Origin of the sequence: Pseudomonas sp. F(2018), assembly GCF_005508865.1 — a bacterium.
In the GTDB taxonomy this organism is placed as follows: Bacteria; Pseudomonadota; Gammaproteobacteria; order Pseudomonadales; family Pseudomonadaceae; genus Aquipseudomonas.
Genome location: NZ_SCOM01000001.1, coordinates 1,081,562 through 1,097,307, shown reverse-complemented (window position 1 = coordinate 1,097,307; position 15,746 = coordinate 1,081,562). Strand labels below are relative to the sequence as shown.

The following is a 15,746-nucleotide window of genomic DNA, read 5'->3' as shown; positions in this document are numbered from 1 at the left end:
CACTGCCAAGGCCTGCCGGACGCACTGCAGGCCTTGGTTTCGCCGTATTTAGGCGCCTTGTTCGACGAAGGTCGCCGCCAGAGCCAGCGCCTCGTCCAGCTTGCCGGCATCCACGCCGCCGCCCTGAGCCATGTCCGGACGACCACCGCCCTTGCCGCCCACGGCAGCGGCTGCCTGACGCATCAGGTCGCCAGCCTTGAGCTTGGCGGTCAGGTCCTGGGTCACGCCGGCGACCAGCACGACCTTGTCGTCCTGCACGCCGCCGAGCAGGATCACCGCGCTGCCCAGCTTGTTCTTCAGCTGGTCGACCATCGCCAGCAGGGCCTTGCCGTCCAAACCATCGAGACGCGAAGCCAACACCTTGACGCCTTTCACGTCCACGGCCGAGCCGGCCAGATCGTTACCGGCGGCGCTGGCCGCCTTGGCCTTGAGCTGCTCCAGCTCTTTTTCCAGCTGACGGTTGCGCTCGATCAGGCTGGACAGTTTGTCCAGCACGTTGTCGCGACTGCCCTTGACCAGCGCAGCGGCTTCTTTCAGCTGCTCTTCCGCACCATTCAGCCAGGCCAGCGCCGCGGCGCCGGTGACGCCCTCGATGCGGCGCACGCCGGCGGCCACACCGCCTTCGCTGGTGATCTTGAACAGGCCGATATCGCCGGTGCGCGACACGTGGGTACCGCCACAGAGCTCGACGGAGAAGCCGCCGCCCATGGTCAGCACGCGTACGTTATCGCCGTATTTCTCGCCGAACAGCGCCATCGCGCCCTTGGCCTTGGCGGTTTCGATATCGGTTTCTTCAGTCTCGACTGCGGAGTTCTTGCGAATCTCGGCGTTGACCAGCTCTTCCAGTTGCTTCAGCTGCTCGGGCTTAATCGCCTCGAAATGGCTGAAGTCGAAGCGCAGGCGCTGGCTGTCGACCAGCGAGCCCTTCTGCTGGACGTGTTCGCCCAGCACTTGGCGCAGAGCGGCGTGCAGCAGGTGGGTGGCCGAGTGGTTCAGCGCAGTAGCCTGGCGCACCGAGGCATCAACCTCGGCCTGCAGCTCGGCACCGAGCTTGACCCCACCTTGGGCAACGATGCCGTGATGGAGGAATGCGCCACCGGCCTTGGTGGTGTCGCGCACATCGAAGCGCACGCCAGCAGCGGAGAGATAGCCGCTGTCACCGACCTGGCCACCGGACTCGGCGTAGAACGGCGTCTGGTCGAGGACGATCACGCCCTCCTCGCCTTCGCCCAGGCTGTCGACGGCCGCACCGGCCTTGAACAGGGCGACGACCTTGCCGTTGCCGGCAGTGCCCTGGTAGCCGAGGAACAGGGTGTCGCTGTCGACCTTGACCAGGCTGTTGTAGTCCATGCCGAAGGAGCTGGCGGAGCGGGCACGCTCGCGCTGGGCCTCCATCTCGCGCTCGAAGCCTTCCTCGTCGAGGGTCAGCTCGCGCTCGCGGGCGATGTCGCCGGTCAGGTCCACCGGGAAGCCGTAGGTGTCATACAGCTTGAACACCACGTCGCCGGGGATGACGCTGCCCTTGAGCTCGGCCAGATCCTGCTCGAGGATCTTCAGGCCTTGCTCCAGGGTCTTGGCGAACTGCTCTTCTTCGGTCTTCAGCACGCGCTCGATGTGCGCCTGCTGCTGTTTCAGTTCGGGGAAGGCTTCGCCCATCTCGGCCACCAGCGCGGCGACGATCTGGTAGAAGAAGCTGCCCTTGGCGCCCAGCTTGTTGCCGTGGCGGCAGGCGCGGCGAATGATGCGGCGCAGCACGTAGCCGCGACCCTCGTTGGACGGGGTCACGCCATCGGCGATCAGGAAACCGCAGGAACGGATGTGATCGGCTACCACTTTCAGCGAGGCCTGCCCCTCGTTGGTGCAGCCGATGGCCTTGGCCGCGGCGCCCAGCAGGCTCTGGAACAGGTCGATCTCGTAGTTCGAGTTGACGTGCTGCAGCACGGCACTGATGCGCTCCAGGCCCATGCCGGTGTCCACGCTCGGCGCCGGCAGCGGGTGCAGTACGCCGTCCGCGGTGCGGTTGAACTGCATGAACACGTTGTTCCAGATCTCGATGTAGCGGTCGCCGTCTTCTTCCTTTGATCCGGGCGGGCCGCCCCAGATGTGCTCGCCGTGGTCGAAGAAGATCTCGGTGCACGGGCCGCACGGGCCGGTATCGCCCATCGCCCAGAAGTTGTCGGAAGCGTATGGCGCGCCCTTGTTGTCGCCGATACGGATCATGCGCTCGGCCGGGATGCCGACTTCCTTGTGCCAGATGTCGTAGGCCTCGTCGTCGGTGGCGTAGACGGTGACCCAGAGCTTCTCCTTCGGCAGGTTCAGCCACTTGTCGCTGGTCAGGAATTCCCAGGCGTAGGCGATGGCGTCGCGCTTGAAGTAATCGCCGAAGCTGAAGTTGCCCAGCATCTCGAAGAAGGTGTGGTGGCGCGCGGTGTAGCCGACGTTCTCCAGGTCGTTGTGCTTGCCGCCGGCACGCACGCACTTCTGGCTGGTGGTGGCGCGGGTGTAGGCACGCTTCTCCAGGCCGAGGAAGCAGTCCTTGAACTGGTTCATGCCGGCGTTGGTGAACAGCAGGGTCGGATCGTTCGCCGGGATCAGCGAACTGGAAGCGACACGGGTGTGCCCCTTCTCTTCGAAGAAGCGGAGGAAGGCTTCGCGGATTTCTGCGCTTTTCATCTAATTCATCCAGGCAAACGGCGGCTGCGGCAAAAGCCGGCAAAGGGCCGCATTATATCGGCCCCGCGCGGCAGGGACAGCCCGTTTGCGGGGAATTTGGATAGAAAGCCTCTTCGGGCCACGGAGTGACCCGAATCGAGAGCGAAGAACCGGATCAGAGCTCGGTGGGGACGATCAGGATGCCGGCGCGCAGGCCGTTCTTGACCTTGGGGTTGGGGAAGATGATGCGTGCGCCCTGCTCTTCCACCAGCCAGCGGGTGCCGGCGATGTCCTCGGCCAGCAGGAAGCCTGGCTCGAGCTCAGTGAAGTTCTCGATATCGCTCGGCAGGTGCAGCTTGAAGGCATCGCTGTGCTTGATCACCTCACGCGACACGGCGAACAGCTGCAGGCCATCCAGCGAATCGGTTTCCGGCTCGCAGTTCTCCACCAGCTCGCGCAGGCGCTTCTCCAGCAGGTCAAGGTTGACCAGCTGGTTCTGGCCGAACGGCCGGGCCTTGCCCAGCTCCAGGGTGAAGGCCTCGGCGTCCAGGCGCGCGTAGGTGTAGGAGCTGAAGGTGATGCCGGTCTTGCGCTGCAGCAGCACGGCATCGATGCCGGCGCCGCGCAGGCGGGCCAGCTCGGCGCGCGAATGCTCGCGACCTTCGACATAGGGATAGAGGGCGAACTGCTCGATCTTCGAGCCGCGGATCGCCGTGTGCAGGTCGTAATGCAGGCGGGCGCGGCCTTCCTTGCTGAAGAAGGCGGCGGCGTGACGCTCCAGCTCGTTGGCGCGCAACGCCTCGAAACCACTGCTCTGGGCATGGCGGCCGTCGAACAGGCGGTTGATGTCCTGCTCGATGTAGCGCTCGCCGCGGCGCATGGCCTCGGGGTTGCCGTAGAGGAACAGCATGCGCACCTTGGGCAGCAGCTGGCCGGAGGCGATGGCCTGCAGCAGCCGGTCGAGCAGCTCGATCGGCGCCGTCTCGTTGCCGTGGATACCGGCCGACAGCAGCAGGTCGAGGCCGCTGTCGTCGTGGGCGCTGGGCGTCACTTCCAACACGCCTTCGCCCAGCCAGTGCAGGCGCGCACCCTCGCGGGTCAGCTGAATCTTCTCGGTCGGCTCGCGGCCGGCCAGGGTGAGTTCGAGCAGTTTGCCGAGGGCGAGCATGGGGATTACCTCAGTCTTTACGGTCCGGCTCAGTGCTTGCAGTCGGGACCGTGTACATGATCCTCGTCGTCACCGGACAGGTCGGCCGGCTCCATTTCCAGCTGCAGGCCGACCAGGTTGGTGGCCTGCGGGCGCAGCAGCAGGTTGGCGTACTCGGTGTCGCCCTCCTCCACGTCCACGCCGATCAGCAGTTGCTCGCCAACGGCCTGGATCCACACTTCCTTGCCCTGCCAGATCACGGCGAAGCGGGTGCAGGACGTTTCCAGCTGGGTGCCGTCGGTATCTTCGAGGATGAGTTGCAGGGCGTCGGACATGTTCAGTGCTCTCAGGCGAGTTGGAAGGGATAGACGGAGCCCAGTTTAAGGATCTGCGTCAGTTCATCCAATGCCGTACGGCATTCAATCAGCAATTGCGGGTCGGCCAGGTCGCTTTCCGCCAGGCGATCGCGGTAGTGCTTGTCGACCCAGGCATTGAGGGTATCGAACAGGGCCGGCGTCATCACCACGCCCGGATTGACCGCCGCCAGTTCGTGCTCCTTGAGCGCCACACGCAGGCGCAGGCAGGCCGGGCCGCCGCCGTTCTGCATGCTCTGCTTGAGGTCGAACACCTTGACCTCGCGGATCGGACCGCTGCCGCTGGTCAGCTGCTGCAGGTAGGCCCAGACGTTGGCGTTGTTGCGGCATTCCTCCGGCACGACCAGCAGCATGCTGCCGTCGGCGCGGGTCAGCAGCTGGCTGTTGAACAGGTAGGAGCGCACGGCGTCATCGACGCTCACGGCATCGCGCGGCACCAGTACGCCTTGGAAGTTGCCACCGCGGCGGCCAAGCTTGTCGCCCAGCTCGGCCAGCACCTTGTCGGTGTCGAGGAAGGCGTCCTGGTGATAGAACAGCACCTCGCCGTTACCCACGGAGATCACATCGTTGTGGAACACGCCCTGGTCGATCACCGCCGGGTTCTGCTGGGCATAGACCACGCCCTCGTCGCCCAGGCCGTGCAGACGGGCCACCGCCTGGCAGGCTTCCAGGGTCTGCCGCGCCGGGTAACGCTGCGGCGTCGGGAAGCGGCTGTCGAAGGCGCTGCGACCGAACACGAAGAACTCCACGCCGGCCTCGCCATAGCCCTTGCAGAAGCGCGTGTGGTTGGCCGCACCTTCGTCACCGAACTGACCCACGGCCGGCAGCGCGGCGTGGTGGGCGAAGTGCTGCTCGCTCTCGAACATGGCACGCAGCACGCGGCTGGTTGTCGGGTGCTCGATGCTGCGGTGGAACTTGCAGTTGAGGTTGGCGGCGGTGAAGTGCACGCGGCCATCCGAGGTGTCGGCGCTGGGGCTGACGGTGCAGGAGTTGGCGGTCCACATGCTGGAAGCCGAGCTGACGGCGGCCAGCAACGGCATGGACTGCTTGGCGACCTTGGCGATCACCTCGGCGTCGGTCCCGGTGAAGCCCAGGCTGCGCAGGGCGGCGACGTCCTGGCGCTCCTGCGGGGCGAACACGCCCTGCTTGAAGCCCATGTCCATCAGCGCCTTCATCTTGCCCAGGCCCTGCTTGGCCGCCTCCTTCGGATTGGAAGCCGCCTGGCTGTTGCTCTGCGAGGCCACGTTGCCGTACGACAGGCCACCGTAGTTGTGGGTCGGGCCGACCAGGCCGTCGAAGTTCATTTCATAGGCGGACATCACAGACTCACTCCCGGGGTCAGGGTGGCGGGCAGGCTCAGGGTGGCGCTCTCCAGCGAGGCGACCGGATAGGCGCAGTAGTCGGCCGCGTAGTAGGCGCTGGCGCGGTGGTTGCCGGAGGCGCCCACACCGCCGAACGGCGCGCTGCTGGCGGCACCGGTCAGCTGTTTGTTCCAGTTGACGATGCCGGCGCGGCTCTCGATCAGGAACTGCTGGTAGCGCTCGGCGCTATCCGACAGCAGGCCGGCGGCCAGGCCGTACTGGGTGTTGTTGGCCTCGGCAATGGCGGCATCGAAATCGGCGTAGCGGATCACCTGCAGCAGCGGGCCGAAGAACTCTTCGTCGATGCGCTCGGCAACGCTGGTCACATCGAGGATGCCCGGGGTCAGCAGCGCGGCGTTGGGCACCGGCTGGATCATCTCCAGCAAGGCCACAGCGCCCTGGTCGAGCAGATGACGCTGGGCCTTGAGCAGGTGCTCGGCAGCGCCCAGGGAGATCACCGGACCCATGAACGGCGCCGGCTGTTCGTCGAAGGCGCCGACCTTGATGGTCGAGGCCACCGCCACCAGGCGCGCCAGCAGGGCATCGCCCCAGGCGCCCACGGGCACCAGCAGGCGACGGGCACAGGTGCAGCGCTGGCCGGCGGAGATGAAGGCGGACTGGATGATGGTGTAGACGGCGGCATCCAGGTCCTGGACCTGATCGACCACCAGCGGGTTGTTGCCGCCCATCTCCAGCGCCAGGATCTTGTCCGGGCGGCCGGCGAACTGGCTGTGCAGCAGGTTGCCGGTGCGGCTGGAGCCGGTAAAGAACAGGCCGTCGATGCCCGGGTTGCCGGCCAGGGCCACACCGGTCTCGCGGGCGCCCTGCACCAGGTTGAGTACGCCGGCCGGCAGGCCGGCCTCGATCCAGCACTTGACCGTCAGCTCGGCGACCTTGGGGGTCAGCTCGCTGGGCTTGAACACCACCGCGTTGCCGGCCAGCAGCGCCGGCACGATGTGACCATTGGGCAGGTGGCCGGGGAAGTTGTAGGGGCCGAACACGGCGACCACGCCATGCGGCTTGTGGCGCAGCACGGCGGTGGCGTCGGCCAGCGGGCCGCTCTTCTCACCGGTACGCTCGCGGTAGCTCTGCACGGAGATGGCGACCTTGTTGACCATGCTGGTCACCTCGGTGGCGGACTCCCACAGCGGCTTGCCGGTTTCCTCGCCGATGGCGCGGGCCAGCTCGTCGGCGTGGCTCTTCAGCGTGGCGGCGAACTGCTCCAGCACGGCGATGCGCTCGTCCAGCGAGCGACGCGCCCAGGCCGGGAAGGCGGCGCGGGCGGCGGCGACGGCCTGCTCGACCTGCGCGGCGCTGGCGCCCTGGCCGCTCCACACGGTCTCCTGGGTCACCGGATTGAGCGACTCGAAGGCCTCGCCCTGCCCGGCCTGCCAGTTGCCGGCGATGTAATGGGTAGTCATTGCTTGCTCTCCTTGGCCGACAGCGGCACGGCGCGCACATTGGCGCCGGCACTGAGCTGCAGGCGCTTGGCGGTCAGCGGGTCGACCACCAGGGTGCCGGCGGCGGCACGCGCCGGCGCGGCGGCGATACGGCAGTCTTCGCGCTTGCGGTTGTGGATCAGATAGGGAATGGCGTCGTCGCCCGGGGTGCCCACGGCCAGCACCAGGTTCTGGCTGTCGCGCACCGCGCGGATCTTGTCGGTCTCCACCTCGATGGCCGGGCCGGCGTCGAAGATGTCGACGAAGCCCTGGTAGCTGAAGCCTTCGCCCTTGAGCATGGCCAGCGCCGGCTCGGTGTCCGGGTGAACGCGACCGATGACGCTGCGCGCCTCTTCGGAGAGGAAGCAGGTGTAGAGCGGGAACTTGGGCATCAGCTCGGCGATGAAGGCCTTGTTGCCGACTCCGGTGAGGTAGTCCGCCTGGCTGAACTCCATCTTGAAGAAGTGCCGACCGAGGCTTTCCCAGAACGGCGAACGGCCGTTCTCGTCGGACATGCCGCGCATCTCGGCGATCACCTTGTTACCGAACAGCTCGCGGAACTCGGCCATGAACAGGAAACGTGCCTTGGACAGCAGGCGCCCGTTGAGACCGGTGCGGTAGCCGGCATGCAGGAACAGCGAGCACAGCTCGGAGTTGCCGGTCATGTCGTTGGCCAGGAACAGGGTGGGAATCTCGCGGTGGATCTTCAATTCCTGGGAGGCACTGACGGTGAGGCCGACCCGGTAGTTGTACCAGGGCTCGCGCAGGCCCACGGCACCAGCCACGGCGGAGATGCCGACGACCTGGCCGTTGTCGTCCTCGAGCACGAACAGGTAGTCGGCGTCGGCGCGCTCGGCCTCGCCACGGAACGCCTTCTCCGCCCAGCCGACCCGGTGCGCCAGGCGCTCCTCGTTGGCCGGCAGGGTGGTCAGGCCGGTGCCGGTGCTGCGGGCCAGGTCGATCAGCGCCGACAGGTCGGTGCTACGGACGGGACGAACGATCATATTGCCTCCAGAATTCTCTCCCCTCTCCTTCCGGGAGAGGGGCCGGGGATTGAGGGAAGCTCCCTCATCCGGCCCTATGGGCCACCTTCTCCCGGTGGGAGAAGGGTCAACGCATCAAACCGCCACCAGCCGAACGCTGGCACCCTCGCCCACACCCAGCGCCTCGGCCGCCTCGGCACTCAGGGTCACCGGCTTGCCGGGCACCCAGTCGAGATCGGCGACGATGGCGCGGAAGTCCTGCAACTGGCCGTTGCTGACCAGGTACTGGCGCCCGCCCTTGCCCGGCTCACCGACGCGCACCGGCACGATGCGGCTCTGCGCGATGGAACGGATGCCCGAGGTACGTGCGTGCAGGGTCGGGCCGCCGTCGAAGATGTCGATGTAGTGGTCGGTCTCGAAGCCTTCGCGCATCAGGATGTCGAAGGTCACCTGGGCGCGGCTGTAGACCTGGCCCATGGCTTCCTGGGCGCTGTCCGGCAGCAGCGGCACGTAGATCGGGTAATGCGGCATCAGCTCGGCGAGGAAGGTGCGGCTCTTCAGGCCGCACAGGCGCTCGGCCTCGGTGTAGCTCATGTCGAAGAAGTTGCGGCCGACCGCGTCCCAGAACGGCGAGTCGCCCTGCTCGTTGCTGTAGCCGACGATCTCCACCACCACCGCATCGGCGAAGCGCTCCGGGTGGGCGGCCATGAACAGCAGGCGCGCGCGCGAGTTGAGCTCGGCGAAGGGGCTGTCGACCAGGTCGCGCTGCACGTAGAAGCTGGTCAGCAGGCTGTTGCCGGTCAGGTCATGGCACAGCGAGAGGACGTGGATCTTGTTGTGGATCTTCAGCTCGCGCGAGGCGTGCACGAAGGTCTCGTTGCGGAAGCTGTAGAAGGGCTCGGAGTAGCCGGCGGAAGCGACGATGGCCGAGCAGCCGCGCAGCTTGCCGCTGTCGGTATCTTCGAGCACGAAGAAGTAGCTCTCCTCGCCATTGAAGATGACCTCGGCAGCGAAAGACGCCTCGGAGGCGGCGATCTTGTCGCTCAGGCGACCGGCGTCGTCCGGCAGCGAAGTGACGCCCACCGGGCTATCCGCAGCCAGACGCTGTACCTCGGCAAGGTCCGACATCTGCGCGGGGCGCATCACCAGCATGGCGTTACTCCTTCAGAGCTGCGTTCCGCCAGGGCGAAACGGTTTTCGAATAAAACCCCCAGAAGGCTCACGGCCCCCTGGAGAAAGATCGGAGATTCCGATCACGCATGGAACGGTTCGTCCTGAAGCAAACCGGCGGTACTTCCCTGCACCGCCGTTATCGGGGTCGGGTGAATCAGCCCTGGACCAGCTTGGCCACGGCGCGCTCGAAGCGATCCAGGCCCTCGGCGATGTCGGCATCCTCGACCACCAGGCTGGGGGCGAAGCGCACGGTGTCCGGGCCGGCCTGCAGCACCATCACGCCCTCGGCGGTGGCGGCATCCAGCACGCTCTTGGCCTTGCCCTTCCAGGCATCGGTCAGGGCGCAGCCGAGCAGCAGACCGAGGCCGCGGACCTCGCTGAAGATGCCGTACTTCTCGCCAATCGCCTGCAGGCGCTGCTTGTACTGGGCGCTCTTGGCTTTGACGCCGGCCAGCACTTCCGGAGTGTTGACCACGTCCAGCACCGCCTCAGCCACCGCACAGGCCAGCGGGTTGCCGCCGTAGGTGGTGCCGTGGGTGCCGACGGCCAGGTGCTTGGCCAGGTCGGTGGTGGTGAGCATGGCGCCGATGGGGAAACCGCCGCCCAGGCTCTTGGCGCTGGAGAGGATGTCCGGGGTCACGCCGTAGTGCATGTAGGCGAACAGCTCGCCGGTACGGCCCATGCCGCTCTGCACTTCGTCGAACACCAGCAGCGCGTTGTGTTCGTCGCACAGCTTGCGGGCGCCTTCCAGATATGCCTTGTCGGCCGGCAGCACGCCGCCCTCGCCCTGGATCGGCTCGATCACCACGGCGCAGGTCTTGTCGGAGATGGCCGCCTTCAACGCGTCCAGGTCGTTGTACGGAACATGGCTGATGCCCTGGATCTTCGGACCGAAGCCGTCGGAATACTTGGGCTGCCCGCCGACGCTGACGGTGAACAGGGTGCGGCCATGGAAGCTGTTGAGCGCGGCAATGATCTCGCACTTCTCCGGACCGAAACGGTCATGGGCGACACGACGAGCCAGCTTGAAGGCGGCCTCGTTGGCCTCGGCGCCGGAGTTGCAGAAGAACACGCGCTCGGCGAAGGTCGCGTCGACCAACTTGTGGGCCAGGCGCAGGGTCGGCTCGTTGGTGAACACGTTGGAAATGTGCCACAGGGTGTTGGCCTGCTCGGTCAGCGCCTTGACCAGCGCCGGGTGGCAGTGGCCGAGGGAGTTGACGGCGATACCGCCGGCGAAGTCGATCAGCTCGCGACCGCTCTGATCCCAGACTCGGGAGCCCTGGCCGCGCACAGGAATGAAGGCAGCGGGGGCATAGTTGGGGACCAGATACTGATCGAAATCGGCGCGTTGCACCGGATCGTGCTGAACGGACATCGGGGCTCTCCTGAATAACGAACACCGCACAAATGGCAGGTGATGAAAGGATTGTAGGGGCTGCCCACGGGCCCGCATTGCCGCCATGCGACAACTTCTTACAGCGGCAACCCGCGGTTTTCCTGGGCTTTCGGCAATGCGACAGAAAGCTCCGGAATTGCGCAGTTTAAACGCTGCGCGACGGCATCGGCGGTGCCCAGAGGAAAAAAGCGGGAGGCGCGATGGGCATCGGGGCGTGCCGACCGACACGCGAGCCGCACTGACGGCTGCGCTGGCACCTTCGCCAGTTGCCAGCCGCACCCGGCATCACACCGACCGAGGCCTAAGCGCTGCCCAGGCAAACCCGATTGCGCCCTTCCTGCTTGGCCCGATACAGCGCGGCATCTGCCGCGCCGACCAGCGCCACCAACTCGTCCTGAGCCGGCGAACCCGGAATCGCCGATGCCAGGCCGATGCTGGCGGTAACCTTGATAACCTCGTCAACCAGCGGAATATCGAGCTCAGCCAGGGCCTGGCGAATACCCTCTGCGACCAGCCGGGCGCCGTCCAGCGTGGTGTCCGGCAGAATCACCATGAACTCTTCACCGCCATAACGGCACACCACATCGGCCTTGCGCTTGGCGAAGCCCTTGATAAGCGTCGCGACCGTCTTGAGCACGGCATCACCGGACTGATGCCCGTGGTTGTCATTGATGCGCTTGAAATGGTCGATGTCGACCATCAGCACCGACAGCGGACCCTTCTGCCGGCAGGCACGCGCCCACTCCGTCGCGAGGACCTCCTCCTGATGGGCGCGGTTATACACCCCGGTCAACCCGTCGATCGTGCTCAGCTCGCTGAGCTGGCGGTTCTTGTCGCTCAGCTCCAGCAAGGCGCTGTTGAGCTCTTCCGTGCGCTCCAGCACCCGCTGCTCGAGCGAGGCCCGCGCCTCCTGCTCGATACGCAGGTTTTCCTGCTTCAACAGGCGCATGCGGTCGGCCAGCGCCACCACCAGCAGGATCATCTGCAGAGCAGAGCCGATCTGCAGGGCGTACTCCGTGAGATAGGTGCCCGGCAGCACATGGAAGGTCTTCAGCGCATACAGCACCATGCCCAGCAGCAGCACGGTGAATGCCAGCAGGAAGAAACGCGACTGGCGATAACCGGCCCAGAAGATCCGCACCGCCACCGCAAACACCACCAACGGGGAAATCACCACCGACGCGGTGCTCAGGCGGATAGCCCAATCGTAGGGCATGACCAGACAAGCCAGCGCCAACGCGACATACAGCCGCTGTACCAATAGCAGCAGCCGATCGATACGCGGCGCCAGGGTGCGGGTCTGCAGAAACGAGCGGGTCAGCAGGATCAGGGTGAGCGTGGCCACAGTGATCGAGAGCGGCAGCATGCGGTTGCTCCAGCTCGGAAACTGGGGCCACAGATACTGGAAGGCCAGGCCATTGAGCGTCAGCTGGAACAACCCGTAGGCAGCAATGTAGGCAATGTAATAGAGATGGCTGGCATCCCTGACCGACAGATAGGTCAGCAGGGTGTACAGCAGCATCGACAGCAGAGCGCCGTAGTAGAGCCCCAGCAGGTAGTACTCGGTACGACTCGTGGACACATAGTGGTGGGCGCTGGAGAGTACCGCTGGCATCTGCAGCGACCCCTCGGTCTGCACCGCCACATACAACCAGACCGGCTCGCCGAGCGGCAATGGCAACTCCACCGTGAAGTGCCGACTCTTGATCAGGCGCTGGTCGAACGGTCGCCGATCGCCACCATGCTCGGCAACCAGCACCTCGCCGTGCTGATCGAGCAGGAACACGTCGATGTTATCCAGGGGCGGGTAAGCAAACTCCAGGAACCAGCTTTCATCGCCGTTGACCTGCAGCAACTGAGTGCGGAACCAGTAGCGCTCTTCGGTGAAACCGAAGTTCGGCGCTCCGCCGGAGTGGCGGGTGAAGCGCTGGGCGGGCAGCCGGCTGATGGCATGGACATCCGCGACGGAGCTTGGATCGGCGAGGAATTCGAAATGGCTATCGAGCTCAACGCGCGGATTCTTTTCATCCAGCAGCAGCAACGAAGCGTTCTCGGCTGCGGCGACAGTGACCGCACCGAAACTCATCCAGCAGCACAGCAGCAAGCGTAATAGGCGCATCTTCTTATAGTTGTTCGGTTTGCACCGCACTGAGCATAGGCCGGTTTATGGTGCTGAAAAAGCGCAGCGGCCGCCTCCGGCGAGCTCAATGTCAGGCTTGTTGTCGACCCGATCGGGATGCTGTCCGCGCCTTGCGACAGCGACCCCGGCGCAACGGCGGCATAGGCGCGGCGCCCGAGCAACGGGCGAACCAGCACTACCCGCGTTCGACGGACGCCGGCGCGATCTCGAAGGGGCTGGCGCTGCGGCGCTGGTTGCGGTCTTCGCGCGGGGTGGCGCCGAAGAAGTTGCGGTAGGCGCTGGAGAAGTGCGGGCCGGAGGAGAAGCCGCAGGACAAGCCGATCTGGATGATCGACTTGCTGGTCTGCATCAGCAGCTGGCGCGCCTTGTTCAGGCGCAGCTCCAGGTAGTACTGGCTGGGCACGCGATTGAGGTACTGCTTGAAGATGCGCTCCAGCTGGCGACGCGACACGCACACGTGCTGGGCGATCTCGTCGGTGGTCAGCGGCTCTTCGATGTTGGCTTCCATCAGCAGCACGGCCTGGGTCAGCTTGGGATGACTGGAGCCGATGCGGTTCTGCAGGGGAATGCGCTGGCGCTCGCCGCCCTCGCGGATGCGCTCGACCACCAGTTCCTCGCTCACCGCCCCGGCCAGCTCGGCACCGTGGTCACGGGCCAGTACGGCCAGCAACAGGTCGAGTACGGACAGGCCGCCGCAGGCGCTGAGGCGATCACGGTCCCAGTCGAACAGGTGGCTGGTGGCGATGACCTTGGGGAAGCGCTCGGTGAAATCGTCCTGCCAGCGCCAGTGCACGGCGGCGCGATAGCCGTCGAGCAGGCCGAGCTGGGCCAGCGGATAGACACCGGCGGACAGGCCGCCGATGGCGATACCGGCGCGCGCCAGCTGCTTCAGTGCCGAGGACAGCGCCGGCGCCACTTGCGCGGGCGGCTCGTCGGCCAGCAGGAACAGCTTGCTGCAACCCTCCAGGCGACCGCTCCAGGGCTCGCCCGGCATCTGCCAGGCTCCCGCGCTGGGGGCTTCGGCCTGCAGGAAACGCAGCTCGTAGGACACTTCCGGATGAACGCGCTGTGCCACACGCACAGCCTCCTCGGCCAGGGCCAGGGTCATGGGCCTGGTTTCTGGCCAGATCAGGAAGGCAATGCAGTGGGCAGTCGAGGTCATGGAGACAGTCTAGTGCTTACTTCAGGCTGCCGGAAAGGAACTGCTTCAGGCGCTCGGATTGCGGATTGGCCAGCACTTGTTTCGGGCAGCCGGTTTCTTCCACCAGGCCCTTGTGCAGGAAGATCAGCTGGTTGGACACCTCGCGGGCGAAGCCCATCTCGTGGGTCACCACCACCATGGTGCGGCCTTCCTGGGCCAGGTCCTGCATCACCTTGAGCACTTCGCCGACCAGCTCCGGGTCGAGGGCCGAGGTCGGCTCGTCGAACAGCATGACTTCCGGCTCCATGGCCAGGGCACGGGCGATGGCCACGCGCTGCTGCTCGCCACCGGACATGTGTGCCGGGTACGCGTCTTTCCTGTGCGCCACACCGACCTTGGCCAGGTAGTGCTCGGCCTTCTCGATGGCTTCCTTCTTCGGCACGCCGAGCACGTGCACGGGCGCCTCGATGACGTTCTCCAGGGCGCTCATGTGCGACCACAGGTTGAAGTGCTGGAACACCATGGACAGGCGCGAGCGCATGCGCTGCAGCTGCTTGGCATCGGCGGCCTTGAGCGCGCCGTCCTTGTTGGCCACCAGCTTGAGCTCCTCGCCGTTGAGCAGGATCTTGCCGCCATGCGGCTGCTCGAGCATGTTGATGCAGCGCAGGAAGGTGCTCTTGCCCGAGCCGGACGAGCCGATGATGCTGATCACGTCGCCAGCCTTGGCCGCCAGGGACACGCCTTTCAGCACTTCGTGGTCGCCGTAGCGTTTGTGCAGATCCTGAACTTCGAGTTTGTACATGGTTGGTCTCTCGTATGGCTCAGTCGCTCAGCAGGCGACCCTGACGAATGGGTTGATGACCGGCCACCTTGGCCAGCCAGAGTCCGGGTTGGGCGAAGCGCAGGCGCTCGCGCACATAGAGCACGCCGGAGGTGGACGCGCGCACGATGCTGTGGCGATCCTCCAGCGGGTCGATGACTTCGAATAACGGATCGCCAGCCACCACCCAGGCGCCGACCGGCTGCAGGAAGCTGACCACGCCGGGGTGCGGCGCATAGGCGTACTCGGCACCGGCAAAGGGCGTGGCCACGCAGCTCGGTGCGGGCGCCGCCGGCCAGTCGCCGTCGATCAGGCCGTGCTCGGCGAGGCAGGCGAGGATGGCCTCGGCGCTGGCCTCGGCGCGCTCGCGTTCGGTATCCGGCATGCCGCCCAGCTCCACCGTCGCCGCCTGGCAGGCCAGCGGCACGGCCGCCTGCGGGAAGCTGCGCGACAAACGCAGCCAGGCCACGGAGCAGGCCTCGTCGAAGGAGCTGCCGCCGGTGTCCTCGGCGACCAGCACGGCACCGGCCTGCAGGCGCGCGGCCAGGGCGGCGAAGGCCTCGGTCTGCTGCGGAATCATGTACAGGTGCGCCACCGCATCGAAATCGCAATGCAGGTCGAGCACCAGATCGGCGTCACAGGCATGGCGCAGCAGCAGGCGCTGCAGGCCCTGCAGCTCCGAGCCGGCGCATGGCAATGCGTCGAGCGCGTCGAGCATGGCCTGGCGGATCAGCCGCACGTTGGCCTGGGCATCGCCGCCCAGGCGACCTTCCAGCCGCGGCGAGACCAATTCGGCCAGGTCGGCGAAGTCGCGATTGAAGTTCTTGCCGCTGCCCAGCTCGAAACGCCCCTGGCTGGTGGCCTGGAACATCTGGCCGAGGCCGATGGGGTTGGCCACCGGCACCAGTTCGATCACGCCCTGCACACGGCCCTGCCCTTCCAGCTCGGCCAGGCGGCGCTTGAGCTCCACCGCCACGCGCATGCCCGGCAGCTCGTCGGCGTGCAGGCTGGCCTGGATATAGGCCTTGCGCTCGCCCGCGCCGAAACGGAACACGCTCAGCGTGCGTTCGGTGCCGGGGCAACCCCAGGGCAGGCGGTGGTCGATGCGTTGCATGGCGTC

12 protein-coding genes are annotated in these 15,746 nt (G+C 66.1%); all 12 read right to left on the bottom strand.

From position 1 onward, the window contains the following. Positions 1-48: 48 nt before the first annotated feature. The 12 genes from alaS to FFS62_RS05220 all read right to left on the bottom strand — a co-directional run bounded on the left by alaS (position 49) and on the right by FFS62_RS05220 (position 15,740). The gene (gene alaS, locus FFS62_RS05275; protein ID WP_137971749.1) at positions 49-2,673 is read right to left on the bottom strand and encodes an alanine--tRNA ligase; all 2,625 of its coding nucleotides are present in this window, start codon (positions 2,671-2,673) and stop codon (positions 49-51) included. A gap of 154 nt (positions 2,674-2,827) precedes the next feature. Continuing rightward, a complete protein-coding gene (gene astE, locus FFS62_RS05270) occupies positions 2,828-3,820 on the bottom strand; it encodes a succinylglutamate desuccinylase (RefSeq protein ID WP_137971748.1) in 993 nt (330 codons plus the stop codon). A 29-nt stretch (positions 3,821-3,849) separates the two neighbouring features. Further along, positions 3,850-4,134 (bottom strand): topoisomerase II, encoded by a 285-nt coding sequence (locus tag FFS62_RS05265; protein WP_137971747.1) that lies wholly within the window; start codon positions 4,132-4,134, stop codon positions 3,850-3,852. An 11-nt stretch (positions 4,135-4,145) separates the two neighbouring features. Then, positions 4,146-5,492, bottom strand: coding sequence for an N-succinylarginine dihydrolase (gene astB / locus FFS62_RS05260; RefSeq protein ID WP_137971746.1), 1,347 nt, complete (start codon positions 5,490-5,492; stop codon positions 4,146-4,148). Further along, positions 5,492-6,955 (bottom strand): succinylglutamate-semialdehyde dehydrogenase, encoded by a 1,464-nt coding sequence (gene astD, locus FFS62_RS05255; RefSeq protein WP_137971745.1) that lies wholly within the window; start codon positions 6,953-6,955, stop codon positions 5,492-5,494. The genes astB and astD overlap by 1 nt, the downstream gene beginning before the upstream one ends. Further along, entirely contained in the window at positions 6,952-7,977 is a 1,026-nt protein-coding gene (gene astA, locus FFS62_RS05250; RefSeq protein WP_137971744.1) for an arginine N-succinyltransferase, read from the bottom strand. Before astA ends, astD begins: the two co-directional genes overlap by 4 nt. A 114-nt stretch (positions 7,978-8,091) precedes the next feature. Continuing rightward, positions 8,092-9,108 carry an arginine/ornithine succinyltransferase subunit alpha gene (gene aruF / locus FFS62_RS05245; RefSeq protein ID WP_137971743.1) on the bottom strand — a complete coding sequence of 339 codons (1,017 nt, stop codon included), beginning with the start codon at positions 9,106-9,108 and terminating at the stop codon, positions 8,092-8,094. Between the two features lie 175 nt (positions 9,109-9,283). Beyond that, complete coding sequence (locus tag FFS62_RS05240) at positions 9,284-10,504, bottom strand: aspartate aminotransferase family protein (RefSeq protein WP_137971742.1); 1,221 nt, start codon at positions 10,502-10,504, stop codon at positions 9,284-9,286. A gap of 322 nt (positions 10,505-10,826) precedes the next feature. Continuing rightward, positions 10,827-12,611, bottom strand: coding sequence for a diguanylate cyclase (locus FFS62_RS05235; RefSeq protein WP_171016270.1), 1,785 nt, complete (start codon positions 12,609-12,611; stop codon positions 10,827-10,829). 229 nt (positions 12,612-12,840) lie between these two features. After that, the gene (gene argR, locus FFS62_RS05230) at positions 12,841-13,827 is read right to left on the bottom strand and encodes a transcriptional regulator ArgR (protein WP_137971740.1); all 987 of its coding nucleotides are present in this window, start codon (positions 13,825-13,827) and stop codon (positions 12,841-12,843) included. Between the two features lie 16 nt (positions 13,828-13,843). Further along, positions 13,844-14,608, bottom strand: a complete 765-nt coding sequence (aotP, locus tag FFS62_RS05225) for an arginine/ornithine transport ATP-binding protein AotP (RefSeq protein WP_137971739.1) — start codon at positions 14,606-14,608, stop codon at positions 13,844-13,846. 19 nt (positions 14,609-14,627) lie between these two features. Then, positions 14,628-15,740 (bottom strand): succinylglutamate desuccinylase/aspartoacylase family protein, encoded by a 1,113-nt coding sequence (locus FFS62_RS05220; RefSeq protein ID WP_137971738.1) that lies wholly within the window; start codon positions 15,738-15,740, stop codon positions 14,628-14,630. Positions 15,741-15,746: the final 6 nt, after the last annotated feature.